The organism is Streptomyces sp. NPDC042371 (genome assembly GCF_056437465.1).
Map to the genome: position 1 here is coordinate 346,801 of NZ_JBWKAP010000007.1, position 23,178 is coordinate 369,978.

General features: G+C 72.1%; 23 protein-coding genes. 9 read left to right on the forward strand and 14 right to left on the reverse strand.

The features are described from left to right. Positions 1-42: 42 nt before the first annotated feature. The gene (locus AC068B_RS23270) at positions 43-1,593 is read right to left on the reverse strand and encodes an acyl-CoA synthetase (protein WP_478673584.1); all 1,551 of its coding nucleotides are present in this window, start codon (positions 1,591-1,593) and stop codon (positions 43-45) included. Continuing rightward, a complete protein-coding gene (locus AC068B_RS23275; protein ID WP_478673585.1) occupies positions 1,590-2,702 on the reverse strand; it encodes an NAD(P)H-dependent flavin oxidoreductase in 1,113 nt (370 codons plus the stop codon). Before AC068B_RS23275 ends, AC068B_RS23270 begins: the two co-directional genes overlap by 4 nt. 121 nt (positions 2,703-2,823) lie before the next feature. Here AC068B_RS23275 and AC068B_RS23280 point away from each other — a divergent pair, with 121 nt between their 5' ends. Both AC068B_RS23280 and AC068B_RS23285 read left to right on the forward strand, forming a co-directional pair. After that, the gene (locus AC068B_RS23280; RefSeq protein WP_478673586.1) at positions 2,824-3,276 is read left to right on the forward strand and encodes a VOC family protein; all 453 of its coding nucleotides are present in this window, start codon (positions 2,824-2,826) and stop codon (positions 3,274-3,276) included. A gap of 58 nt (positions 3,277-3,334) precedes the next feature. Further along, positions 3,335-3,673: a VOC family protein gene (locus tag AC068B_RS23285; RefSeq protein ID WP_478673587.1), complete on the forward strand. Its 339-nt coding sequence runs from the start codon at positions 3,335-3,337 to the stop codon at positions 3,671-3,673. A gap of 18 nt (positions 3,674-3,691) precedes the next feature. On the opposite strand, the gene AC068B_RS23290 is transcribed toward AC068B_RS23285, so the two are convergent. Together AC068B_RS23290 and AC068B_RS23295 are read right to left on the reverse strand one after the other, a co-directional pair. Beyond that, entirely contained in the window at positions 3,692-4,897 is a 1,206-nt protein-coding gene (locus AC068B_RS23290) for a beta-ketoacyl-[acyl-carrier-protein] synthase family protein (RefSeq protein ID WP_478673588.1), read from the reverse strand. Further along, complete coding sequence (locus tag AC068B_RS23295) at positions 4,894-5,157, reverse strand: acyl carrier protein (protein WP_478673589.1); 264 nt, start codon at positions 5,155-5,157, stop codon at positions 4,894-4,896. The genes AC068B_RS23290 and AC068B_RS23295 overlap by 4 nt, the downstream gene beginning before the upstream one ends. A 111-nt stretch (positions 5,158-5,268) precedes the next feature. Here AC068B_RS23295 and AC068B_RS23300 point away from each other — a divergent pair, with 111 nt between their 5' ends. Continuing rightward, a complete protein-coding gene (locus AC068B_RS23300; RefSeq protein WP_478673590.1) occupies positions 5,269-6,033 on the forward strand; it encodes a 1-acyl-sn-glycerol-3-phosphate acyltransferase in 765 nt (254 codons plus the stop codon). A 3-nt stretch (positions 6,034-6,036) separates the two neighbouring features. Here AC068B_RS23300 and AC068B_RS23305 read toward each other — a convergent pair whose 3' ends face one another. Further along, positions 6,037-7,515 (reverse strand): hypothetical protein, encoded by a 1,479-nt coding sequence (locus AC068B_RS23305; RefSeq protein WP_478673591.1) that lies wholly within the window; start codon positions 7,513-7,515, stop codon positions 6,037-6,039. A 36-nt stretch (positions 7,516-7,551) separates the two neighbouring features. After that, positions 7,552-9,012 carry a lipase family protein gene (locus tag AC068B_RS23310; protein ID WP_478673592.1) on the reverse strand — a complete coding sequence of 487 codons (1,461 nt, stop codon included), beginning with the start codon at positions 9,010-9,012 and terminating at the stop codon, positions 7,552-7,554. Between the two features lie 148 nt (positions 9,013-9,160). Between AC068B_RS23310 and AC068B_RS23315 the strand changes: the two genes are divergently transcribed. Next, positions 9,161-10,402, forward strand: a complete 1,242-nt coding sequence (locus tag AC068B_RS23315) for a hypothetical protein (protein WP_478673593.1) — start codon at positions 9,161-9,163, stop codon at positions 10,400-10,402. 26 nt (positions 10,403-10,428) lie between these two features. Continuing rightward, complete coding sequence (locus AC068B_RS23320; protein WP_478673594.1) at positions 10,429-11,178, forward strand: bestrophin-like domain; 750 nt, start codon at positions 10,429-10,431, stop codon at positions 11,176-11,178. Here the strand turns inward: AC068B_RS23320 and AC068B_RS23325 are convergent. Then, positions 11,160-12,737, reverse strand: coding sequence for a phytoene desaturase family protein (locus AC068B_RS23325; protein ID WP_478673595.1), 1,578 nt, complete (start codon positions 12,735-12,737; stop codon positions 11,160-11,162). The genes AC068B_RS23320 and AC068B_RS23325 overlap by 19 nt on opposite strands. Beyond that, positions 12,724-13,620, reverse strand: a complete 897-nt coding sequence (locus AC068B_RS23330) for a DUF3626 domain-containing protein (protein WP_478673596.1) — start codon at positions 13,618-13,620, stop codon at positions 12,724-12,726. The genes AC068B_RS23325 and AC068B_RS23330 overlap by 14 nt, the downstream gene beginning before the upstream one ends. 149 nt (positions 13,621-13,769) lie before the next feature. Between AC068B_RS23330 and AC068B_RS23335 the strand changes: the two genes are divergently transcribed. Continuing rightward, on the forward strand, positions 13,770-13,958 hold the full coding sequence (locus AC068B_RS23335) for a hypothetical protein (RefSeq protein WP_478673597.1): 189 nt from the start codon (positions 13,770-13,772) through the stop codon (positions 13,956-13,958). A 27-nt stretch (positions 13,959-13,985) separates the two neighbouring features. Here the strand turns inward: AC068B_RS23335 and AC068B_RS23340 are convergent, their stop codons facing one another. The 3 genes from AC068B_RS23340 to AC068B_RS23350 form a co-directional block, all read right to left on the reverse strand. Beyond that, a complete protein-coding gene (locus AC068B_RS23340) occupies positions 13,986-16,223 on the reverse strand; it encodes a serine/threonine-protein kinase (protein WP_478673598.1) in 2,238 nt (745 codons plus the stop codon). Next, a complete protein-coding gene (locus AC068B_RS23345) occupies positions 16,205-17,149 on the reverse strand; it encodes an oxygenase MpaB family protein (RefSeq protein WP_478673599.1) in 945 nt (314 codons plus the stop codon). Before AC068B_RS23345 ends, AC068B_RS23340 begins: the two co-directional genes overlap by 19 nt. A gap of 113 nt (positions 17,150-17,262) precedes the next feature. Next, entirely contained in the window at positions 17,263-17,700 is a 438-nt protein-coding gene (locus AC068B_RS23350; protein ID WP_478673600.1) for a nuclear transport factor 2 family protein, read from the reverse strand. A gap of 111 nt (positions 17,701-17,811) precedes the next feature. Between AC068B_RS23350 and AC068B_RS23355 the strand changes: the two genes are divergently transcribed. From AC068B_RS23355 to AC068B_RS23365, 3 genes are all read left to right on the forward strand, one after another. Further along, positions 17,812-18,444, forward strand: coding sequence for a TetR/AcrR family transcriptional regulator (locus AC068B_RS23355; protein WP_478673601.1), 633 nt, complete (start codon positions 17,812-17,814; stop codon positions 18,442-18,444). A gap of 65 nt (positions 18,445-18,509) precedes the next feature. Further along, the gene (locus tag AC068B_RS23360) at positions 18,510-18,998 is read left to right on the forward strand and encodes a Pycsar system effector family protein (RefSeq protein ID WP_478673602.1); all 489 of its coding nucleotides are present in this window, start codon (positions 18,510-18,512) and stop codon (positions 18,996-18,998) included. Next, a complete protein-coding gene (locus AC068B_RS23365; protein WP_478673603.1) occupies positions 18,995-19,681 on the forward strand; it encodes a Crp/Fnr family transcriptional regulator in 687 nt (228 codons plus the stop codon). The genes AC068B_RS23360 and AC068B_RS23365 overlap by 4 nt, the downstream gene beginning before the upstream one ends. A 44-nt stretch (positions 19,682-19,725) precedes the next feature. Here the strand turns inward: AC068B_RS23365 and AC068B_RS23370 are convergent, their stop codons facing one another. The 3 genes from AC068B_RS23370 to AC068B_RS23380 are packed head-to-tail and all read right to left on the reverse strand — an operon-like array spanning position 19,726 to position 23,127. Continuing rightward, on the reverse strand, positions 19,726-21,294 hold the full coding sequence (locus tag AC068B_RS23370; protein ID WP_478673604.1) for a serine/threonine-protein kinase: 1,569 nt from the start codon (positions 21,292-21,294) through the stop codon (positions 19,726-19,728). After that, complete coding sequence (locus AC068B_RS23375; RefSeq protein WP_478673605.1) at positions 21,291-22,445, reverse strand: protein phosphatase 2C domain-containing protein; 1,155 nt, start codon at positions 22,443-22,445, stop codon at positions 21,291-21,293. The genes AC068B_RS23370 and AC068B_RS23375 overlap by 4 nt, the downstream gene beginning before the upstream one ends. A 1-nt stretch (position 22,446) precedes the next feature. Next, a complete protein-coding gene (locus AC068B_RS23380) occupies positions 22,447-23,127 on the reverse strand; it encodes a vWA domain-containing protein (protein WP_478673606.1) in 681 nt (226 codons plus the stop codon). Positions 23,128-23,178 lie beyond the last annotated feature (51 nt).

The window sequence follows — 23,178 nt, forward strand, 5'->3', positions numbered from 1 at the left end:
GGCGCGGGGGCAGGACACCCCCGCGCCACCCGCGCCCCGGCCCTACATGGCGCGCTCCCGCCCCTCCCAGTACGGCTCGCGCAGACGCCGCTTGTACAGCTTGCCGTTGGGATCGCGGGGCATCGTCTCGATGAAGTCGACACTCTTGGGGCGTTTGTAACCGGCGAGATGGTGCTCGCAGTGGGCGAGGATCTCGGCGGCGAGGGCGTCGTCGGCGGTCCGCTCCTCGGTCACCTCGACGACGGCCTTCACCTCCTCGCCCCAGTCGTCGTGCGGGATGCCGAAGGCGGCGGCGTCCGCGACGGCGGGGTGGGTGAGCAGCGCCGACTCGATCTCGGCCGGATAGATGTTGACCCCGCCCGAGATGATCATGTCGATCTTCCGGTCGCGCAGGAAGAGGTAGCCGTCCTCGTCGAGGAGGCCGAGGTCGCCGACGGTGAAGAAGTCGCCGATGCGGTTCTTCTTCGTCTTCGACTCGTCCTTGTGGTACGAGAATCCGCCGGTGGACATCTTCATGTAGACGGTGCCGAGCTCGCCGGGGCCCAGCCGGTTGCCGTCGTCGCCGAAGACCGCCAACTCGCTGATGGGCCAGGCCTTTCCGACCGTTCCCGGCTTCTTCAGCCAGTCCTGCGCGGTCGCGAAGGCGCCGCCTCCCTCGCTCGCCGCGTAGTACTCCTCGACGCACTCGCCCCACCAGTCGATCATGGCGCGCTTCACGTGATCGGGGCAGGGCGCGGCGCCGTGGATGGCGTGCCGCATCGAGGACACGTCGTACGCGGCGCGTGTCGCGTCCGGCAGCGCGAGCAGGCGGTGGAACTGGGTCGGCACCATGTGCGTGTGCGTGCACTTGTGCGCGTCGATGAGGCGGAGCATCTCCTCGGGCGTCCACTTGTCCATGACGACCAGCGGGTGGCCGATGTGCAGGGCGGCGCCCGCGAACTGGAGGACGGCCGTGTGGTAGAGCGGTGAGCAGACCAGGTGGACGTTGCCGTCGAAGGGCTTGATCCCGAAGATGCCGAGGAAGCCGCCGAGGTACGACTCCTCGGGGAGCTTGCCCGGCAGGGGGCGGCGGATGCCGCGCGGGCGGCCCGTCGTGCCCGAGGTGTAGTTCATGACCCAGCCGAGCGTGCGGTCGGCCGGGACCGATTCGGGCCGCCCGTCGAGGAGTTGGGCGTAGGCACGGAATCCCGGCACGTCCCCGACGGCGTAGCGGTGGCTCGCCGGGAGGCCCGCCTCGTCGGCCGCAGCCACCGCCGCGTCCGCGAACCTCTCGTGGGCGATCAGCACCTTGGCGCCGGAGTCGGAGACGATCCAGGCGATCTCGGGACCGACCAGGTGGTGGTTGACGGGGACGAGGTAGAAGCCCGCCTGGGACGCGGCCAGGTACGCGGTGAAGAACTCCACGCCGTTGGGCAGCACGACGGCGAACGCGTCCCCGCGTTCCAGGCCCGCGGCCCGCAGTCCGTGCACCAGGCGGTTGACGGCGCCGTGCAGGCGGCCCGCCGTCCACTCCTCGCCGTCGGGCGCCACGAGGACGGTGCGGCCCGGGTCTGCGGCGGCCTGCGCCCAGAATCCATTCGGGGGTGTGCTCACGACTGACTTCCCCTTCCCGCGATACGGATGACACGGTCGACGGCCCGCTCGAAGCCGCGCGTCAGCTCGTCGAAGACGGCCTGGACGCTGCGTTCGCTGTTCATCCGGCCGACGATCTGTCCGACCGGGGTGCCGAGCAGCTCCTGCACCTCGTACTTCTGGATGCGCGAGACGGCCTCGGCGACCAGCAGCCCCTGCAGCGGCATCGGCAGCGTGCCGGGGCCCTCCGGGTCGTCCCAGGCATCGGTCCACTGCGTGCGCAACTGTCGTGCGGGCTTGCCGGTCAGGGCGCGTGAGCGGACCGTGTCGCCGGAACCGGCCGCCAACAGCTTCCTGGTCAGCGCGGGCGAGTGCAGGTCGGCCTCGGTGGTGGTGAGCCACAGGGACCCGAGCCACACGCCCTGCGCGCCGAGCGCGAGCGCGGCCGCGATCTGCTGCCCGCTGCCGATGCCCCCTGCGGCGAGCACCGGCAGCGGCGCGACCGCGTCGACCGCCTCGGGGGTGAGCACCATGGAGGCGATCTCACCGGTGTGCCCACCCGCCTCGTACCCCTGGGCGACCACGATGTCGATGCCCGCGTCCGCGTGCTTGCGGGCGTGCCGGGCGCTGCCCGCGAGGGCGGCGACGAGGACGTCGTGGTCGTGGGCGCGCCGGATCACGTCGGCCGGGGGCGAACCGAGGGCGTTGGCGAGGAGTCTGATCGGGTAGTCGAAGGCGACGTCGAGCTGATTGCGGGCGACCTGCTCCATCCAGCCGGTGATGCGCCAGCCCGACGCCTCTCCTTCGGCGAGCTCGGGCACGCCGTGCTTGGCGAGGGTGTCTCTGACGAACTGCCGGTGCCCCTCCGGAATCATCGCCTCTACGTCGGCCTCCGTGACGCCGTCGACCTTCGTTGCGGGCATCACGACGTCGAGCCCGTAGGGCTTGCCGTCGACGTGCTCCTCGATCCAGTCGAGATCCCTGGCCAGTTCGTCGGGCGCCGTGTAGCGGACCGCGCCGAGCACCCCGAACCCGCCCGCCCTGCTGATGGCGGCGGCCACCGCGGGGAAGGGCGTGAAACCGAAGATGGCGTGCTCGACTCCCAGTTTCTTGCTCAACTCCGTCTGCATGGGCGCAGAATGCCGCAGCGGCCCGGCCGAGGGAAGAGATTTTCTGATGCAGTGTCAGATCCAGTCGGATTCAGCCGTCAATCCGGTGGCCCTGCGACGCCCCACAGCCGATCATGGGTGGATGGCTGCCTTCTACCACGTGTGCTTCGCCGTCCCCGATCTCGAACGGGCGATGCGGGACTTCCAGCGCTCCGCCGGTGTCGAGTGGAGCGAGCCCGTCTCCGACCGGCTCGGGGCGTGGGACTACCGGATCGTCTTCACCGCCGGTGGAGCCCCCTTCATCGAGCTCATCGAGGGTGCTCCCGGCAGCCCTTGGGATACGGAGGGCGAAGCCAGGTTCGATCACATCGGGTTCTGGTCGAGCGATGTCCGGGAGGGCTCCCGGCGCCTGGAACAGGAGGGCTTCCCGGTGGACTTCTCGGGCTGTCCCCACGGCCGCCCGTTCGCCTACCACCGGATGGACAGCATCGGGGCCCGCGTCGAGCTCGTCGATGCCGCCCGCCAGGAAAGCTTCCTCCAGGCCTGGCATCCGGGCGGGCCGCCCATGCCCGCCATCGACGAGACGGCCGGGTGAGCCGCGGCAGCCGCCCGTTCGACACGCGGCGCGGCGCCGCTGTTCCTACGATGGCCGCATGGCCCTCGATCTGTTCTGCGGCATCCCGGTCAGCGACTACGCATCAGCACTCACCTGGTACGAACGCCTGCTCGGCGGTCCTCCGGCGTTCTACCCGAACGACGTCGAAGCCGTCTGGGAACTGGCGGAGCACCGCTATCTGTACATCGAGCACCTCCCCGAGCACGCGGGCCACGCCCGGCACACCCTCTTCGTCGGCGACTTCGACGAGCGCGTCGCGCAGATCACCGACCGCGGCCTCGCCCCCGCCCAGCGGGACACGTACGCGAACGGCGTCCGCAAGACGACGTACCGCGATCCCGACGGGAACGAGATCGGCTTCGGGGGCGCACCATAGGGGTTCACAGCCAGGCGCTCATTCCCGGGCGAGCACCACGACCGCGTTGTGCCCGCCGAAGCCGAACGAGTTGCTGACGGCGATGTCCGAGGACGGGGGCCGGGCCCTGTCGGCGACCACGTCGATGTCGAGCGTCGGGTCCAGGTCCGTCAAGCCTGCGATGGGTGGGACGAGGTCCTCGCGGAGTGCGAGGACCGTCAGCGCGGCCTCGATCGCGCCGGCCGCGCCGAGCGTGTGGCCCAGGCTGCCCTTGGCGGAGGTGACGGGCGGCCGGTGCGGGAGGACCCGGGCCAGGAGCGCCGCCTCCATCGCGTCGCCGCGCGGTGTCGACGTGCCGTGCGCGTTGACGTGGCCGACGTCGCCGGGGGCGACGCCCGCCTCGGCGAGCGCTGCGCGCAGGGCCCGCTCGGCGTGGTGCCCCTCGGGGTGCGGGGCCACGAGGTGGTGGGCGTCGCTGCTCGCCCCGTAGCCGATGAGCCGGGCGAGCCGGGGCGCCGACCGGGCGGCAGCGTGCTCGGGGCGCTCCAGGATCAGCGCGCCCGCTCCCTCGGCGATGACGAAGCCGTCGCGGGCCCGGTCGAACGGGCGCGAGCACTGGTCGGACAGCGCGCGGAGCTGGGCGAAGCCGGTCACGATCAGGGGGGTCACGGCCGCGTCGGCGCCGACGACCACGGCGATGTCGCACTGGCCCGAGGCGAGCAGGTCGCGGGCCGTGCCGAGGGCGGTGGCACCGGAGGCGCACGCGGTCGCCACGTTCAGGGTCGGCCCGGTCACGCCGAGGTGCAGGGCGATGGCGCCGCACACCATGTTGGGCAGGTAGCCGGTCAGGAAGTACGGGGAGACGCGCTCCGGGCCGTCCGACGCCAGGCGCGACGCGGCGGTCCGCTGGGTGTGCACCCCGCCGAGGGAGCAGCCGGTGACGACGGCGACGCGGGCCGGATCCCACTCTGTGGGATCGAGCTTGGCGGCGTCCAGGGCCTGGGTGGCGGCCGCAAGTCCCATACGGGCCCCGGGGTCGAGATGCGCGGCACCTGGCTGTCGGGGGCGGAGCGCGTCCACGCCGTCGACGCGGCAGCTCAGGGAGACCGGCAGGTCCCGCAGTTCCGGGTCGGGGCGGGCGGTCGTCCGCCTGGCCCGGACCGCGGCCCAGGTGCTCTCCGTGTCGTGCCCTGCCGCGGTGACCATGCCGATGCCGGTCACCGCGGCGGTGGCGTCCCGCGTCATCCGGCGCAGCGCTCGTCGAGGCGGCGCTCATCGACACGGGCGGCGAACTCGGCGAAGGTGAGCTCCCGCAGCTCGTCCTCGGTGGCGTCGACACGCAGTTCGTCCTTGAGCGTGATGGCCATCTCGACGACCATCAGCGAGTCGACGAGCAGCTCGGTCATCCGCGCGTCGGGGCGCACGGCGGCCGGGTCGACGTCGAACCTGTCGACGAGCAGGCCGGTGATCAGATCCGCGGTCGCGGATGACGCAGAGGAACTCATGGCGGGCCTTTCTCGAACGCCGCCCGTAATTCGGACGCTAGAAAGAGAGAGACCACCTCAATGGCACCTTTAGTCTTGCGCTGACCCATTTTCAGCTGAAAGTGGGATCTTGTGACCGAAGCGAATGAGGGGCCGCGGACCGACGCCCCGACGGGCCTGCTGGACGACATCGGCATCGATCTGCTGGACGTCGTGCTGGGGTGGCTGGCCGACGACTACCTCCGCGTCGAGGTGTCGGGCCTGGAGAACATCCAGCCCTCGGGACCCGCGCTCATCGTCGCCAACCACTCCGGCGCCTGGGGCCTCGATGCGTTCGTCCTGCACAAGCTCCTGCACCGGGAGCTGCGCAGACCGGTGCACGTCTACGCCTCCCCCGTGGTCTTCCGGCTGCCGGCCGTGGCCGCGTACGCCCGCAGGTACTCCGTTTTCAGCGACGATCCGACGCTGGGCCGGGACCGGTTGGCGGCGGGGCACCTCGTCGCCCTGTTCCCCGAAGGGCTCGACGGGGTCGGCAAGCCCTTCTCGCAGCGCTACCGACTGCGTCCCTTCAGCCCCGCTTTCGCGGTGACCGCGGTGCGGGCCGGCGTACCGGTGGTGCCGGTGTCGATCGTGGGCGCCGAGGAGACGTTGCCGAAACTCGGTGAGATCCGGTCGCTGGCCCGCCGGTTCGGCCTGCCGTACTTCCCCGTCACCACACCGCTGCCGCTGCCTTTCAAGTGGCGGATCAGCATCGGCGAACCGATCCCTGCCCCGGCCTGCGCCACGTCCTTCGCCGACCGTGCGGCGGCTGCGCGGCAGCTGTGCGACGAGGTGTGGTTCACGGTCCAGGGGATGGTCGACCGGGACCGGCGCCGCAGGGCGACGCCGTTCCGGTAGGGGTCAGTTCGCCAGCCATTCGGCGGCCCGGCGGGCATCGGCCGCCGCCTGGCTACAGCGTTCAGCGTGGGCGAGGAGCGTCATCCGGCACTGTTCACCGAACGCGTCGTGGTTCCAGCCGGACTGCCGTGCGCAGTCGGTGAGTCTCCTGGCGTGCTCCTCCAGGCTGCAGGCGCCCGCCTCGGCCACCGCGGCGTAGTGGGCGGGGCCCTGTCCGGCCGCGGGTGCCACGTACCCGTCGGCCGCAGGGCGGGCGTCCCTGTCGGCTGCCGCGTGCGCGTCGTCCGCGAGGGCGAGGCGGAGGGACGCGGCGGGCAGGTCGGCCGGCAGCGCGTCGGGGGTGAGGTGCGGGGCGAGTAGGACCGGTTCGGCGTGCCGGGTGAGGGCGCGGACGAGTTCCGTGGCAGTGGCGACGGCGAGCTCGGCGGCGGCACACGGCCCAGGCGCCGCGCACAGGGAGGCCGACGGGTCGTGGCTGCCGTGCCCCTGCGTCTCGTCCAGGTCGCGCAGCCATGCGGTGGCGCACAGGATCTCGGTGCCCGCGTCGACCTCCATGCCGTGCCAGGTGAACGGGGCGCGGACCTCGTGCAGGCTGGCGGCCAGCGGCGGATAGCGGCGCAGGGCCTCGCCCACGGCCCGCTCGGTACGGTCGGTGGCGGGCATCAGAGGCTGCACCGTAAGGAGCGCGAGGGCCTGCGGCACGGTGTCGGCGAGGGCTCTGGTGAGGGTCTCCAGCACGTGCTCGACCACGGCGTCCCTCGTGTCCTCGGCGACGCCGTGCCCCGTGTCGTCGGCGACGTCGTCGCGGACCGAACCGGCGAGTCCGCCCGGCTGCACGGCATGGACGTACGCGTCGAGACGCCTGCGCAGCGCGGCGGCGCGGGCCGCGTACTCGGTGCTGTCCTCCGCCTGGACCACGGCGTCGAGGATCGCGCTGATCAGGCTGTCGTCGGTGGCGGCGTCCCCGAGGACGATCCGCCGCGCGAGGCGCGCCGTGAGCGCACACCAGTCGTCGCGGGCGACGCTGCCGTCCCTGCGGCGCGCCGCGTAGATCTCGGCGGCCTCCTGAGCGGCGGCCTCCCGCACCTGGGAGCGCACGGCGCCCAGAGCGACGGGCAGCGCCATATGGGGCGTCACCCGCAGGCGGCGCCCCTCCGCGGTGAGGGCGGTGACGGTGCCCCGGGCGCCGACTTCCTCGGCCCGGTCGATCAGGCCCCTGGCGTCGTCGACGTTCAGCGGCATCAGGAAGGTGCCGAAAGCGGTGCGCAGCCGGGTCGGCCGCCCGCCCGCGGTGCGCCGCAACTGGGCAAGGACCTGCCGGGTCAGGTGCTGCCGGGTGAACGGTTTGAGTCCAAGGGCGCGGGCCGGGGCATCGATCCAGGACACGCGCTGGGCCGCAAGCGCGGCACTGATCAGGGCGCTCTCCAGGGGCCAGGCCTTTGGCGGGCGGCGGGAAGCGGTCGTGGTGTCACTGGCGTTCATCGCCGGTCTCCCTCTGGGGTCTGCTGGGCCGCGGCGTCACTTGTCGCGCACCAGGTAGGGCTGGTTGCCGACGATCTCGCCGTCGTAGCGGTTGATGAGCTCGTTGACACGGGCGCGGTGCGGCACCTCGCCCCTGCGCAGGGTGTCGGCGTACGCCTGCGGGGCGTGCGAGAGCGGATAGTCGTACGTCTCGTCCAGCCAGGCGCACTCGATCCAGTCGGCCGGGGTGTCGTTCGCGGAGGCCGGTCCGCGCCCGTCGAGGCCGGGGATCACGTCGTGTTCGTTGACGAGGCTGACCACCTGCGTGGTGGGGTCGACGGGTCGTTTGGTGTCGATGGGCGAACCGACGGCGACCACGTGGGTGAGCCGGTACGTGGACACGAAGTCGAGGTCGCTGGCCAGGTTCATGGCGGTGATGCCGCCGAGGCTGTGCCCGACGATCATCACCTCGGCGCCCTCGGGCACGCCCGCGCGCACCATCACCTGCCGCGCGGAGCGGCTGTACGTGGTGTCGGTGCGCAGCAGCGCGTCGAACGCCCCGACGAGGTCCTGCGGAGTGCCGTTGTTCAGCCGCCCGAAGCTGGTGCCGGGCAGCAGCAGTACGTACCGGGTGGCGCCGTCCGTGCAGTCGATTCTCCGCAGGAGGGCGAGACCGTGGTTGCCGAGGGCGGAGATGTCGTCGATGTAGCGGACGATGTCGTTGCCGGACCGGGCCAGGACGCGGGCCAGCATCGCGTCCGCGTCGCAGCGCTCGGCCCGCCCGGGGCCCGGGTTGAGATGCCTGATCAGTACAGAGGGCAGGCCGAGCAGCGGGTCGGTGGTGGGTACTCCGCCGGTCAGGGTGACCCAGGCGAAGCTGTCGTTGGTCGGGTTCTCGTCGAGCAGCCCGGTCAGCGCGAGCAGTTCCATGACCACCGGGCTGATGGTGGTCAGGGTGCGGGTGATGCCGAGGAGTTCCACCAACTCCCGCGCGGCGCGCAGCGCTTCGATCCTGCGCCCCGCGACGACGGCGTTGGTGAGCCGCTTCGCGAGCGGCGCCGCCAGGCTCGGGTGTTCAAGGGCCGCGGCCTCGATGCGCATCGCGAAGGCGTCCACGGCCATGGCGACGCAGGCGGGCCGCCGGCGCGCCACGGCTCCCAGGGACCGGACGGTCTCACCGATCAGGCCGCCGTTGGCGGCGAGACCGAGCCCGGCGGGGTTCGTCATCGCTCGGGCCGCGGACAGCGCGGTGCCGAGGGCCCACGCGGGGCGCCGCAGCGCCTGCAGGCCGACCCGCCAGCTCGCGCCCGCCACGGTGAGCTCGGCGCCGGTCCTGCGCGCGGCGAGTGCGGCGTCCGCGAGCAGGATCGAGGCGGCGATGAGCAGCTCGGGATCGGTCTGCTCCACCCGGTCCTGCGGTACGGGGTGCTGCTTCCGTACGAGGTGCTCCTGCCGCACGGGGTCTTCTCCCCGTACGGGCGTCGCCTCGTCGACCGCGTCGGCTGCCTGGGCTGTCATCCCCGCCACCTTTTCCCTGAGGGCCACTCCCAGCAGTAGACCTGCCCCCGTGCCCGTCGGCAGGACCGCTGCCGCCGGTCAGGTGAATCACCGAGCGTGCGCGCGTGCCGGGGTCGACGGCTGCCACGTCCCGTACCAGCATCCCGATGTGATCATCGCAAGAGTGGGCGCGGTATCGGTGCGGGCGCGATGGCTGCTGGTCGGTCTCCTCCTGACCGGGGGCTGCTGGTCGGCCGCCGGGCCCTCCGCCGCCGACGGCCCCACCGCCAACGGGCTCGCCCTGGAGGTCACGGTCAACACCCGCCCAGGCCTCGGCGCCCTCGATCCCGGCATCCGGACCGGTGGCACGGTCGTGAAGTCGTACCGCCTGATCAACCGCGGTGGCGCCGACCTGCACGACGTACGGGTGCACGACCCCGCCATGCCCGGCGCCGCGATCCGCTGCCCCGGCGGTCTCGACCGCGTCCCGATGCTGGCGGGACTTCGCTCGGCGTACTGCACGGCGACCGCGGCCGCACGCCCCGGGCCCCGGGTCGGCGACGTACGGGCGGTCGGACAGCAGCCCTACCTGCGCGCGATGGTGCAGGCGACGGCACGCTCCGGGTACGCCGGGGTCGGCGCGGCCCTGGGCCTGACGGAGACGGCGCGCCCCACGGGGGCCGACCGGGCCGAGGTCCGGTATGTGGTGGCCAACCACGGCAACAAGCCCATCCACGGCGTGCGTGTCACGGACCCGGCGCTCCCCGCGGAGCGGATCGGCTGTGCGGGGAGCGCGCAGCCGGTCGTCGCGCACCTTCCCCCCGGCGCGCGGGCCACGTGTGTCGCCGTGGTACGGCGCGCACCCGGTACGTACGGGAGCCGAGGTCAGGCCGACGGCAGCGACCTGCTCCGCACGCTCGACGCCCGCGGCGGTGCGGTGGCGCCCCCGCGGCTGACGGCACGTTCCTCGGCACGGTTCACGCTCCGCGCGCCGCCGCCCGTCGCTCGCGTGCCGCGGCCCGGCGGGCGGGCACCGCGGCGCCCGCCCGCCGCGCCACCGCTCCCCGGACCTCCGGTCATCGCCCGCTTCCCCCTGCCACCGCCTCCGCCTGGCATCGCGGCACCGGTGATCGGCCCCGTCGGCCCCGCCCCGCCGCCCGGAGCGGGTCTGGCTCCGGGAGTGGTCCCGCCGGGCGCCGTGCCACCGGGCGGCCTGCCACCGGGCGCGGCCCGCGAGCAGGCGCAGCCACCGAAGAAGATCGGACCACGTACCGAACCACGGCGCTCCCTGGCTGGCCGCTTCATCCGCAGGGACCGCACCCCCACCGGACTCGGCATGCTCGCCGCGCTGTTCCTGATCCTGCTTCCCGCAGCGATCGCGGCCGCCGTGTTCGGCTCGCGCAGACTCTGACCGTCCGCAACGAATCGGGACCGCCGATGATCGAGAGTTTCGCCATCGTCCTGGGCGTCGCCCTGCTTTCCGCAGCGATCGTCCTGCTCAAACACAGGTTCTGGCCGCTGGGACCGGACGAGGCTCCCCGCGAGGACGTCGCCGAGTACATCTCGATGATGGTCGGCGTTCTGTACGCCCTCGTCCTCGGCCTCGCCCTGGTGTCGGTGTGGGACGCCCACTCGGGAGCCGAGGACCACGCCGCCACCGAGGCCAGTGCCGCGCACCAGATCCACCTCCTCGCGGCGGGTCTGCCCGCCGGACAGGCCGACCGGATGCGCGGCGAGATCGAGTCGTACATCCGGCACGTCGCCGACACCGAGTGGCCCGCCATGGCCGAGCGCGCACCGCTCGGCACGACGGGCTGGCAGCTGCTCGACAAGGTGCGCGAGACGAGTCAGGTACCGGCCGACGCCACACCGGCCCAACAGGCGACAGGCCAGGAGACGCTGGTGCAGCTGAGCACCCTGGACGAGGCGCGCCGCGGGCGTGAGGCCGACTCCACGGAACAGCTGTCCCCGGTGATCTGGGTCGGCCTGGTCGTCGGCGGCGTTCTCACCATCGCCTTCATGTTCATGTTCGGCGTGCAGCGCAGCTTCACCCACGTCGTGATGGTGATGGGCCTGTCCGGCCTGATCGCCTTCACCGTCCTCCTCATCTACCAGCTCGACACCCCCTTCGACGGCTTGCTCGCCGTGGACGCGACCCCGTTCACTCGCTACTTCCGACCGGTCTGACCGGCATCCGGCTCCGACTCCAGCGCCGCCATCGCGGCGTTGTGCCCGGGGACGCCGCTGACACCGCCGCCGCGCACCGCGCCCGCGCCGCACAGCAGGACGTTCGCGTGCCGGGTCGCCACGCCCCAGCGTCCTGCGCCTTCCTGGGCGTAGGGGAAGGCGAGGTCGCGGTGGAAGATGTTGCCGCCGGGCAGCCGGAGGTCCCGTTCCAGGTCCAGTGGGGTCTTCGCCTCGATGCAGGGGCGGCCCTCCACGTCGAGGGCCAGGCAGTCGGCGATCGGCTCGGCGAGATGCGCGTCGAGCTGGGCGAGGGTGGACTTCAGGAGTTCGGCGCGCGCGGTGTCGTTGTCGCGGGCGAAGAGCCGTGCCGGGGTGTGCAGGCCGAACAGGGTGAGGGTGTGGCAGCCGCGCTCGACGAGCTCGGGCGCGAGGATCGTGGGGTCGGTGAGCGAGTGGCAGTAGATCTCGGACGGCGGCGCCGTGGGCAGTGCACCGGCGGCCGCCTGGGCGTACGCGGTCGCCAGCTCCTCGTACCCCTCGGAGATGTGGAAGGTTCCGGCGAAGGCCTCGCGCGGGTCGACGGACGTGTCGCGCAGCCGCGGCAGCCGCTCAAGGAGCATGTTGACCTTGAGCTGGGCGCCTTCGGCGGGCGGGGGCGGCTCGTCGCCGAGGAGTCCGGCGAGGGCCTCCGGTGACGCGTTGACCAGGACGTGGCGTGCGGTGGCGGTGTGCTCGGCGTCGTCGGCCCGGTAGGTGACCTCGGCGCGCCTGCCGTCCGTGTCGATCCGCGTGACCTCGCACCCCGTGCGCAGCAGCGCTCCCGACGTCCGCGCCGAGTCGGCGATGGCGGCGGTGAGGGCGCCCATGCCGCCGACGGGCACGTTCCAGTCGCCGGTGCCGCCGCCGATGACGTGGTAGAGGAAGCAGCGGTTCTGCCGCAGGGACGGGTCGTGGGCGTCGGCGAACGTGCCGATGAGGGCGTCGGTGAGGACGACGCCGCGGACCAGGTCGTCGCCGAAGCGGTCCTCGATCGCGGTGCCGATGGGCTCTTCGAAGAGGGTGCGCCACGCGGTGTCGTCGTCGACGCGGGCGCGCAGCTCGGCGCGGGTGGGCAGCGGCTCGGTGAGGGTCGGGAAGACGCGGCGGGCGACCTCGCCCGTCATGGCGTAGAAGTCGCGCCAGGCGTCGTACTCGCGCTGTCCGCCGGTGAGCCGCGCGAAGGCCTGCCGGGTGCGGGCTTCGCCGCCGCCGACGAGCAGGCCGGTGGGGCGGCCCTCGCGCTCGGCCGGGGTGTACGAGGACACGGTGCGGGTGCGCACCCTGAAGTTCAGGTCGAGGTCCCGGACGATCTTCTTGGGCAGGAGGCTGACGAGGTACGAGTAGCGGGAGAGCCGCGCGTCGACCCCGGCGAAGGGACGGCTGGAGACGGCCGCGCCACCGGTTTCGGAGAGCCGCTCCAGGAGCAGCACGGATCGTCCGGCGCGGGCGAGATAGGCGGCGGCGACAAGACCGTTGTGGCCACCGCCGACGATGACGGCGTCGTACTCACGATCGGGCATGGCTCTTCCTAGCACGGGGTGCACGGCTCTGCGGGCCGTCCGCCGTCCGTGGCGCCCCGAACCGGGCCAGGTAGTGCCACACCTTCTTGACCGCTTGCGGATCGTGGTGGCCGGAGCGCGCCGCGGCGCCGACGAGGTGCGGGTCGAGGACGCCGTCGACGGCCACCCGCGTGCCCAGGTCGACGTACTCCGGACCGCGGTAGCCGGGATGGCGGTGGAGTTCATCGACCCCGAGCCGGAATCCGGGGTGCCACTCCACCGGGCAGCCGAGCCGCCGGGCCGACGCCTCGACGGGCGTGCCCCGGTAGCAGGGGTCCAGGACCAGCGCCTCCACGTCGCGGTCCGGCCGCACCGGTCCGTGGACCTGTGCCTCGATGTAGTCGTCGAGGTCGTCCTGCCGGTCGGCGAGGGCGAGCTCGATCAGCCCCATGCGGTCCGCGACGCCGAAGTCCGCGGGTTCGAGGAAGCTGTCCGGATAGCAGAAGGTGGTCCGCGCCAGCGTCCCGGCGGTCAGCCGGAAGTGGGCGGAGCCGAACCGCGGCGCGCCGCCGACCGGCTTGCGGCGGAAGTTCAATGCCCCGTAGACGGGCCGTTCACTGGCAGGCGCTTCGTCGTACGCACCGTGGAAGATCCGGCTCTCCCAGCGCCACCGGTCACCACCGGGGTGCGCGGTCAGTCCGCCGTTGCTGGTCCCCGTGACGAACTGCGAGCGGTAGACGCCGTCTTCGGCGATGGCGTCCAGGATCGGCCTGCCGTGCAGCGGGCGGTCCGGATGGAAGTTGAGGGTCACGCGCAGCGACTTGTCCATCGGAGGGCCCGAGGCCAGTTCCGCGATGTGGCGCAGGGCTCGTGCGTGCGAGGTCTGGGAAGCTGCCGGATCCATGCCGCAGTGTGTCCCGGATCGATCAATCGGCGCACGTGATTTTGCCGGGCGGCGATCCGCCCTGGCCCCATCGCCGGGCCGGAGGAGAGAATGCCGGTCAGGGCGGGCCGCACAGGGGGGCCGCCGTGCACACGGGGACTGGAGAACGCATGATCGTCATTGTTTCGATACTGGTCGTGGCCGCGGTAGTGATCGGCGCGTGCTGGGCCGTACTGCGGCGCCGAGGGGGCTCGGGAGAGCGCGGCGCCGTCGAGCGCGGGGCGGCGGAGCAGGGATTCGCGCAGGGGCTGAGCGGGTCGAACGCCAGGAATCAGAACATGGGCGGTCCCGGGGTCTGAGAGCCCTCGGGACCGACGGGACGGAGCTCAGTGCTCCCCGGCGGCTCGCCGCTGCCGCAGCGCCGCGACCCGCCGGTAGAGCTCGACTGCCTCCGTGCCGCGGCCGAGCTGTTCCAGGCAGTGGGCCTCGTCGTTGCGGCTGGCGAGCGCGTCGGGATGGTCGGGGCCGAGGACCTGTTCGCGGGCCGCGGCCACCCTGCGGTACTCGGTGAGCGCGTCGGCCCAGCGGCCGAGCCAGCCCAGGCCGACGGCGACCTCGCGGCGGCTCACGAGGGTGTCGGGATGGTCCGGGCCGAGGACCCGCTCGCGGACGGCGCACACGTCCCGGGCCTCCGCGAGCGCCTCCTCCCAGCGGCCGAGCCGTCCGAGGTTCACACCGAGCCCGTGGCGGGCCCGGAGCGTCTCGGGGTCGGCGGGGCCGTTGACACGGGTGCGGTCGTCGATCAGCTGCCGGTACAGCTCGAGGGCCTCCACGCTGCGGCCGAGCCTGCCGAGGCTGATGCCGACCTCGTAGCGGGCGGTGAGCGTGTCGGGGTGGTCCGCGCCGAGCGCCCGCACCCGGGCGTCGGCGACTTCCCGATAGGTCTGCAGGGCCTCCGGCCAGCGCCCCAACTGCCCGAGCGCGTAAGCGACTTCGTACCGCGTGACGAGCGTGTCGGGATGCGCCGCCCCGAGGACGCGCGCGCGGGCCGCCGCCACTTCTTCGGCCAGCCGGTAGGAGTCCTCCAGGCGGCCGAGGCGGCTCAGGTTGTACGCGAGGTTGTGGCGGCAGCGCAGCGTGTCGGGATGGTCGGTCCCTGCGATGCGCTCGCGGACGGCGAGCACCGAGGTGTACGTCTGGTGCGCCTCGAAGTGCCGCCCGAGCTGCCCCAGTACGTACGCCATCTCCTGGCGGGCGGCGAGCGTGTCCGGATGCTCGGGGCCGAGCGCGCGCTCCCGCCCCTGTGCGACGCGGCCGTACTCGCGCAGGGCGTCGGAGGCGCGGCCGGTGCGGCTGAGCGTGAAGCCGACCTCGTAACGGCTGGCGAGCGTGTCGGGGTGGTCGGGGCCGAGCGCGTGCTCGCGTTCGGCGGCGACCGCGCGGTGCACCTCTCCCGCCTCCGCCCAGCGGCCGAGCCGCCCGAGGCTCAGTCCGGCGTTGTGGCGGTTGGTGAGCGTTGCCACCACTTCCGGCGCAGGCTTGGGGCGTTCGGTCGGCCGGGGGGCCGCCGCGCGACGCGCGTCGACGCGCGGAATCCATTCGCCGGTCAGGCCCGCGGCCGCGTCGGGCGGGGTGGTGCGCAGCACGGACGCGCCGCTGGCCTTGTGCCCGGTGGTCATGCCGCGGGTCCAGGAGGGCAGGCGCGCCTCGTGGGAGGGCAGCGGTTCGGGGCGGCGGACGGGCGGCGTGGCGACGGTGGGGGCGTACGTGATCGACGTGCGCCCCGCGGCGATGCGGCGGCCCAGCTCCCGCGCGTCGTGCGGCCGGGCCGCGGGCTCCTTGGCGAGCAGGTCCAGGACGATGCGGTCGAAGTACGCGGGCAGCTCGCCGCGGTGTCTGCGGGGCGGCGCGGGTGTGGTGTCGCGGTGTCCGACCAGGACGGCCCAGGCGTCCTCCATGTCGAACGGCGGGGCGCCGGTGGCGATCTCGTACAGCACGCAGCCGAAGGAGTAGAGGTCGCTGCGCTGGTCGACGGGGTCGCCGCCGATCTGCTCGGGCGACATGTAGTGCGGTGTGCCCATCGCGATGCCCGTGCCGGTCAGGCGGGAGGTGAAGCCGATGTCGGCGCCGAGGCGGGCGATGCCGAAGTCGCAGATCTTCACCGTGCCGTCGGCGAGTCGCATGATGTTCGCGGGCTTCAGGTCCCGGTGCACGATGCCCTGTTCGTGGGTGTAGGCGAGGGCGCCCGCGACCTGGTCGGCGATGTCCACGACGTCCGCGACGGGCAGCGGGTGCTGCTTGTTGTCCTCCAGGAGCTGGCTGAGGTTGCGCCCTTCGAGGAGTTCCATCACCAGGTACAGCACGCCGTCGTGCTCGCCGAAGTCGTGGACGACGGTGACACCACGGTGCTGGAGCGCGGCCGCGACGCGCGCCTCGCGCCGGAAGCGCTCGCGCAGCACCCGGGTGAAGGCCTGGTCGTGCTGAGGCCCCATCGGCTTGAGGCACTTGACGGCGACCTGGCGGCCAAGCGACTCGTCGCGTGCCCGCCACACCTCGCCCATGCCGCCGCGCCCGATCAGATCCAGGAGCCGGTAGCGGCTCTGGATCAGCCTGGTGTCCGCCATCTCGTGTTGTCGCCCCCGTTGCCTCGCTGCGCCCTCCCCGGCCCGTCCAGTATGGCGTCCCGTCTGTCGAGTTTGTACGGGGCCGGGCGGCTGCCGGGGCCGAGACGGGCCACGGCGCGCAGGATGTGCTTGGGCGGGAGTTGCCAGCGCACACGGGAGGGGATGCGGCGCAGGACGGTGCCGGTGAGGACGAGGCGGCGGGTCACCGTGGCGGGCGGCGGGGCCGCTCTGCCGTACAGCTCGTGGGCGTACGGCGGCAGGGAGGCGTATGCCAGGTTCGCCACGCGCCGCCACAGCAGGTCGCGCGCCGGAACGAGCAGGGCGTGCGTCGGGGGGCGCTGCAGGAAGTCGTCGACGGCGCGGGCGTCGGCCCCGGCGGCGAGCCGCGGCCGCACCTCCTCGAAGTAGGCGGCGAGTTCACCCGTCGACGCGGGTACGTCCGCGGGGTCGAGGCCCACGAGACGGGCGCTCTGCCGGTGCTCGTCGACGTACCGGTCGGCCAGCGCGTCGGTGAGGGGGAGCCCTGAGCGGCGTACGACATGGAGATAGGAGTCGATTTCCGCGCAGTGCACCCAGAGCAGCAGCTCGGGCTCGTCGACGCCGTACCGCTCCCCCGTCTCCGGGTCGGTGGCCCGCAGCATCGTGTGGATCTTCCGCACCCGGGCGCCCGCCTTCTCGGCCACCGCGGTCGTCCCGTAGGTGGTCGTGCCCACGAAGTTGGCGGTGCGCATGAGGCGGCCCCAGGCGTCCTTGCGGAAGTCGGAGTTCTCCATGACGCCGCGGACCGCGCGGGGGTGCAGGGCCTGGAGGTAGAGGGCCCGGATCCCGGCGACCCACATCATCGGGTCGGAGTGCGCCTGCCAGGTCACGGAGGCCGGGCCGAAGAGCCCGGGGTCGGGTGTGCGTGCCTGTGTGTGCTCGGGCATGGTGCGACCATCTCCTGCCGGGTGACGACCTGACCGCCAAGTGTGGCCAGGATGCTGCCCGGACGCCAGGAGGTATCTCTCACCGGCCGACGGGCCCTGCCTCGCTGCTTCGCTCAACCCGCCTGCCGCGAAGGGGCGTCGACGGGCCGGGTGAATCCGTGGGACCGGTGCAGTCGGCCGTCGGGAGCGAAGGTGTAGATGGTCAGGACGTCTGTGGACACCCGCCTCTTGCGCATGGCGGCGTGGATGGTGAGCCTCGCCGCGATCCTGTTGCCGTCCGCGAGCGCCTCGTGCACCTCGAAGCGGGCTTCGTCGTCCGCTGCCAGGTTCTTGCGGACGGGACGGATGTGGGCGAGGAGCTTGTCCCACTGCAGCCGTACGCCGTCGCTGACCATCACGATGTCCGGGGTGTAGAAGCGGGCCATGGCGGGGGCCGGGTCGTGGTCGCCGCGCACGACCTCGTCGTGGAACGCGGTCAGGAAGTCGGCGACGAACTGCGCGGGGGTGCTCTGCGTCAGGCTCTCCGTCAGGCTCTGTGCCAGTGGCTTCATGGGGCTCCCGTCCGGACGTGGCAAGGCGGAGCGGTCCTCGCGGGACCACCCCCAGGAACTCTTACAGCCTGTAAACTAAAGCGACCGCACAACTTTGACAAGGTGTAAGACTTGAGCCCTTCAAGCCCCGCTCCCCGACGGCGGGCCGATGCCGAGCGCAGCCGCACGGCCATCCTCGACGCGGCCGTCCAACTCCTCGGCGAGCGCCCCGACGCGGGGATGGCCGCCGTCGCGACCGCGGCCGGCGTCACACGCCAGACCGTCTACGCCCACTTCTCCTCACGGGACGACCTGCTCACCGCCGTCGTCGACCACATGACCGACCTGGTCACCACGGCGATGGATGCCTCGGGCCCCGACGAGGGCCCGGCGCCGGAGGCCCTGCTCCGTCTCCTCGACGCGGCCTGGCACGTCTCCCGTACGCATCCGGCCCTGATCCGGCTCGAACCCCGTCCGGCCCCGCCCGAAGCGGACCGGGCCCGCCACCGGCCGATTGCCGACCGCATCGCGCACGTACTCCGCCGCGGACGCGACGAGGGCTCCTTCGACCCGCTCGCCCCGCTTCCGTGGCAGGTGTCGGCCGTGATCGCGCTCAGCCACGCGACGGGAGAGGAGGTGAGCGCCGACCGCATGTCGCTCACCGACGCCACGACCGCCCTCCACTCCGGGCTGCTGCGCCTCCTGGCTCCGGGCTCAGGGGCGCCAGGTCGGCGACCGGCCCGCTGCCGAGGCAGGGCCAGTTGAGCCCCTCAGTGCCACACTGGCCGCCTGAACCCTTGTCCGGTCGACGATCAGGAGCCGGGGGCGCCATGGCAGAGACGGATCCGGTGGAGACCGCCTGGCGGATACACGCGGTCCTCATCGACTGGACGGGCAAGGTGGACGCGAAGGCGGGTTTCGCCCTCGCCTTGGAGTCGGCGGTCGCGGTCATCGCGTTCTCCGGCTCCGACGACCGCTTGGCGGAGCTGGACGGCGTGCTCTCGCTGATCCTGTTCTGGCTGGGTGCCGCCCTGCTAGGTCTTTCGGCCATCGCCTCTATGTCCGTGATCAGCCCACGCCTCGGGCGCAGAGCCGGGCCCCACCGGGAGAACCACTTCCTCTACTACGGTGACCTGCGGCACTGGGCTCCGGAGCGCCTCGCCGAGAAACTGGGCGAGACCTCCCCGCTGGACGCCTTGACCCATCAGCTGGTGGTCATGAGCCAGATCTTGTGGATCAAGAGCCGACGGGTACAGCAGTCGCTCGCACTCGCCGTCGTGGGCTGGGCGTTCGTAGTCATCGCATGGTTACTGGGGTGACCGTGCCGGGCCACCGCTCCGCCACCTTCTGGGAGGCACTCGGCCCCGCGGAACGGGCCGAGCTGCGCCGGGCGGCGGTCCAGGTTTCCCTCCCTGCGGACCAGCAGTTCCTGGCCCAGGGAGAGGACTCCGACCATCTGGTGGTCCTCGTGAGCGGCTGGGTCAAGGTCGTCGCCCAGTCCCACGCCGGTTACCGCGCTCTGCTCGCCCTGCGCGGCCCCGGCGAACTCCTCGGCGAGCAGGCGGGGCTGGAGCGGCGCCGCCGCTCCGCGTCGCTGCAGACCGCGACCCCGGTTGACCTGCTGTACCTGGCCGCCGTCCGCTTCCACGCCATCGCCCGCACCAACAACTCCGTCGCCGTGGCCCTGGAGCAGACGCTGTCCCAGCGCCTGCGCGAGGCCGACGCCCAGCGCACCGGCCTCACCGAACCGGTCCCGGCCCGCCTCGCCGCGCTCCTCCTCGACCTGGCCGAGCGCTGCGGCCACACCGATCCCGACGGCACCGGGCTGCACATCGGCCTGCCGCTCTCGCAGGACGACCTGGCCGGGCTGCTCCTGAGCTCCCGTCGGACGGTCAGCCGCGTACTGGAGCAATGGCGGGGCCAGGGCTGGATCGTGACGGGCCGACAGGCGCTGCTGATCCGCTCCGTGGACCAGCTGAAGAGGCAGGCCTTCGGCGGCTGAGTGCCCGGCATCGTCCGGCTCGGCCGGGGTTATGACACAGGCGCTCAGCACGGACTGTGGCTCACCCCGTCCTTGGGCGCCTTGTAGATGCGGTAGCCCTTCGTGTGGGTCAGTTCGTAGGTCACCTTCCAGTCGTCACAGGTGTCGTCGGGGTTCGAGGCCGGTCCGTAGCCGACGTCCTGACGGCTGCGGAAACTGACGGTGGCGAGCGTGCGGGGGCCCGAGGTGGAGAGGGCTTCGAGGACGATGCGGGTGTCCTTCGTGGTGCTTATGGCACGCGTCCATTCCCTGCGGCTGGCGGCGGAATTGAGGTCGACGACCCCCGACCCCGGGTCGTAGTGCGTCATGGCCCTCTTGTAGTGCCGCGTGTTGATGGCTCCGTAGAAGCGGGCGAACATGTCGGCCACCTCGTTCGCCTCCGGCTCGTCGACGACACGTGAGTAGTCGACGGTCGCCCCCGAAGCCTCGGCCCGCTCCGGGGTTTCGGCATCCACCGACGGGCCGCTGTCGGCCCCCGGCGACCTCAGGGCAACGAGCACGGCTATGGCCACGATCACCACCAACACCACCACCGTGGCGGCCACACACCCGCCCCACGCGAAGGACGGCGTCGGCGCGGGCACGGCCGGCACCTGAGTCGGCTGCGGTGGGGGCACGGGCTGCGGAGCCTGAGGCTGCCGCGGCGGTACGGACTGCGGGCGTGACTGCGACCCCTGCATTCCGCTGCGCGCCCGTTCCAGCGCCCGGTGCCAGTCCGCCAGTTCGGGCCGCCCTCGTGGATCCGTCCTCCTGCTGCTGTCCGCGAGAGTCGCCAGGTCGGTCGAGATGCTCCGGAGTCCGCTGAGATCCGTACTGTGCTGGTCCCGGTTGAAGAGCCTGGTGGCGATCAGACCGAACTTGAAGACGTCCGAGGCGGTCGTGGCCTTGGCCGCCTCCGGCACCTCCCAGCCCTCCGTCTCCACCTGAGGCAGTACGTCCTTGCCCCTGAGCCGCATCGAGTCGCAGTCGATCAGCAGGCATCTGGGCGTCGGCGCCAGCCTGAACAGGACGTTCTTCGGTGAGAGATCACCGACGATCACGCCCTGCCGGTGCAGCCGGGTGACCGTCGCCGCCAGGTCGGCGAGCAGCCGGAGCCGCTTCTGATCGTCGACATACAGCCCGATCCGCACGGTGTAGGTGTCTTCGTTGAGCAGGAATTCCATGCCCGCGGGCTTCGCTCCGCCCAGCTGGGAGTTGTTGAGCTCGAACTCCGCCAGCAGTCGTTGCATCAGGAAGCCGACCACCAGCGTGCCGGAGTTGAGCGAAGGCCGCAGTTGGGTCGGCCGGTCGCCCGTGTAGATCATCGCGAGCGGCCAGGTGAGCCGCTCGCTCAGGAAGGCACGGTCGTGCCGGTCGGACCGGCCGAGCTCCTCGAGGAAGACGACCATGGAGTAGAGCACGTCGCTGTCGCTCCGCACCGTGGCCAGGTACTCCTTGTAGGCAAGGAACTCTCCGCTGAACCTGCCCGGCGGCTCGGGCACGCCGTACACGACGCCCTGTCCCCCGGCACCCAGCCGGTGCGCCGCGTAGTCGCCCAACTGCTCGGGACGGGCATAGGAAACCGGGACCGTCATAACCGCTCTCCCTCCTCCTTGTCCCTCGGCCACAGCGCGATCAGTGTGCGGTCGTCGTCGAAGGTCTCCCGTGAGAAGTCCAGCAGATGCGCGAAGCCCAGTGGCGGTACGGGGCGGCGCAGCCGCATGCGGAACAGGCGCGCCACGGCCCCCGTTCCGTCTCCCAGGGGGTCGCCGAAGCCGTCCGTGCCGACCAGCAGGACCGTGCCCTGCTCCAGGGCGAAGGTGAGCGGGCGGATCACGCTCGGCAGGTACGGCATGGGTTCCACCGCGGAGGAGACCAGTCCGTCCGCCCCGTCCGGCTTCCCGCCCACCAGCCGGTGGACGTTCTCGTGCTTGATCTGCCAGGCCCCGGAGTCCCCGACCGAGATCACATGGATGAACACCCCGCTTTCGGTGGGCGTCGCCGTCCCGGCCACCAGGGTGGTGGCCAGCAGCCCGGCCGTCTCCTGTGGCCCCGCCTTCGGGCGATGCAGGATGCGACGGGTCTGCTCCACCAACTGCCAGTGCACCGTGTACAGGAGCCGGTCCCAGTTCTCCACGTAGCCCGCGCCGTCCCCGCGTACCTGGGACAGCATCTCGTCGATCGCACTGCGGCACGCCAACTGCGAGCCGATGTGCGGCTGCTGTGCGTCGGAGACCCCGTCGGCGACGGCGAACGCCACCGTCCCGGTGTTCCTGTCGCAGGCGACCGCCGCGTCGTCCTCGCGGGGGCGACCGTCGAACCGGTGCTGGTAGCCGCGCACGGAGGCCAGCCGTACATGTAGTGCCGGAGTGGACCAGCCGTCGCACACGATGTCGGGCCGGTAGGACAGGCCTGAGGGCGGCGTCGGTTCCAGCGCCACCGTCGGTTCGCCCACCTTCAGGGGCGCCCACAGCTGAGCCAGATCGTGCGGCGCAGTCAGCGGCCCGGGCTCGGAGGCGGGCTCCGGAGCCGGGGCGGCGGCGGATGAGGAAACAGCGGGATGCGGAGTCGAGCCGTCCACGGCATCGTCAGGGCGGTGCTGCGGCCGGTCATCGGTCGTCGGGTCCGGTCCCGGTGGCTGCCGTGCGGGATCCTGCTCGCGCGGCTCTTCCGGCGCCGTCCCCTGCTCCGGCCGCTTCTGTCGCTTCTGTCGCTTCTCGGAGTGGCGCCAGTTGGACCACTCCACGTCAGATCACATCGATCGCGACGGTGAAGCCTTCCGGCTTGTCGACCATCAGTTGCGGAGAGGCCGATGCGAGTGAACGGCCGGAGGCGATCACGCTCTTGGTGAGCGCGGTGCAGAACTTGGCGATCGCCGGGCCGACGTCCACGCCCTTGTCGGCGACGAAGCCGAATTCCGGCTGTGTGGCGACCTGGCTGATGGTTTCCGCGTCGGCGGTCGCTATCCCGCAGGCGATGATGTTCGGTGCCCCCAGGGTCAGGCCGCGGTCGGTGAGCCTGCTGTGCGGGCCCCGCCAGTCCTCGCCGCCGTTCGGCATGCCGTCGCTGAGGAAGAACACGGCGGGCCGGTGCACCTGGTACCCGTCGTTCTTGAGGCTCTGCACCTCGGCGGGGATGCGCTGGATCAGGTCCTCGAAGGCCGCCGCGTAGCTCGTCATGCCCCGCGTGCTCAGGCGCGGGAACTCCTCCGCGCTGCGCAGATCCACCAGATGGACCCGCTCGACCACGTCGTCCGAGAAGCCCAGTACGGAGAAGCGCACCTTGGCGGCCGCCATGGGCTCGCCGAGCAGCGCCTGGTGCAGAGACCTCAGTCCGTCGTTCAGGTCGTCGATGTGGTGCATCATCGAGTCCGACTCGTCGGCGAGGACGTAGATGGGGAGCAAGTGCCCCCGGTTGCTGTCCACCATCGTCTCTTGTCCTTGTCCCGTTCGTGGTTGCTGTCTTCAGTGGTCCGTCTG

What these genes read in the sequence shown, in the direction of transcription:
- AC068B_RS23370 (WP_478673604.1), bottom strand. Translation starts at nt 21,294, where the DNA reads ATGACGGTCCCGGTTTCCTATGCCCGTCCCGAGCAGTTGGGCGACTAC.
- AC068B_RS23380 (WP_478673606.1), bottom strand. Translation starts at nt 23,127, where the DNA reads ATGGTGGACAGCAACCGGGGGCACTTGCTCCCCATCTACGTCCTCGCC.
- AC068B_RS23310 (WP_478673592.1), bottom strand. Translation starts at nt 9,012, where the DNA reads ATGACAGCCCAGGCAGCCGACGCGGTCGACGAGGCGACGCCCGTACGG.
- AC068B_RS23275 (WP_478673585.1), bottom strand. Translation starts at nt 2,702, where the DNA reads ATGCAGACGGAGTTGAGCAAGAAACTGGGAGTCGAGCACGCCATCTTC.
- AC068B_RS23330 (WP_478673596.1), bottom strand. Translation starts at nt 13,620, where the DNA reads ATGGATCCGGCAGCTTCCCAGACCTCGCACGCACGAGCCCTGCGCCAC.
- AC068B_RS23320 (WP_478673594.1), top strand. Translation starts at nt 10,429, where the DNA reads ATGATCGAGAGTTTCGCCATCGTCCTGGGCGTCGCCCTGCTTTCCGCA.
- AC068B_RS23290 (WP_478673588.1), bottom strand. Translation starts at nt 4,897, where the DNA reads ATGACGCGGGACGCCACCGCCGCGGTGACCGGCATCGGCATGGTCACC.
- AC068B_RS23350 (WP_478673600.1), bottom strand. Translation starts at nt 17,700, where the DNA reads ATGAAGCCACTGGCACAGAGCCTGACGGAGAGCCTGACGCAGAGCACC.
- AC068B_RS23340 (WP_478673598.1), bottom strand. Translation starts at nt 16,223, where the DNA reads ATGGCGGACACCAGGCTGATCCAGAGCCGCTACCGGCTCCTGGATCTG.
- AC068B_RS23335 (WP_478673597.1), top strand. Translation starts at nt 13,770, where the DNA reads ATGATCGTCATTGTTTCGATACTGGTCGTGGCCGCGGTAGTGATCGGC.
- AC068B_RS23360 (WP_478673602.1), top strand. Translation starts at nt 18,510, where the DNA reads ATGGCAGAGACGGATCCGGTGGAGACCGCCTGGCGGATACACGCGGTC.
- AC068B_RS23305 (WP_478673591.1), bottom strand. Translation starts at nt 7,515, where the DNA reads ATGAACGCCAGTGACACCACGACCGCTTCCCGCCGCCCGCCAAAGGCC.
- AC068B_RS23280 (WP_478673586.1), top strand. Translation starts at nt 2,824, where the DNA reads ATGGCTGCCTTCTACCACGTGTGCTTCGCCGTCCCCGATCTCGAACGG.
- AC068B_RS23295 (WP_478673589.1), bottom strand. Translation starts at nt 5,157, where the DNA reads ATGAGTTCCTCTGCGTCATCCGCGACCGCGGATCTGATCACCGGCCTG.
- AC068B_RS23345 (WP_478673599.1), bottom strand. Translation starts at nt 17,149, where the DNA reads ATGCCCGAGCACACACAGGCACGCACACCCGACCCCGGGCTCTTCGGC.
- AC068B_RS23285 (WP_478673587.1), top strand. Translation starts at nt 3,335, where the DNA reads ATGGCCCTCGATCTGTTCTGCGGCATCCCGGTCAGCGACTACGCATCA.
- AC068B_RS23325 (WP_478673595.1), bottom strand. Translation starts at nt 12,737, where the DNA reads ATGCCCGATCGTGAGTACGACGCCGTCATCGTCGGCGGTGGCCACAAC.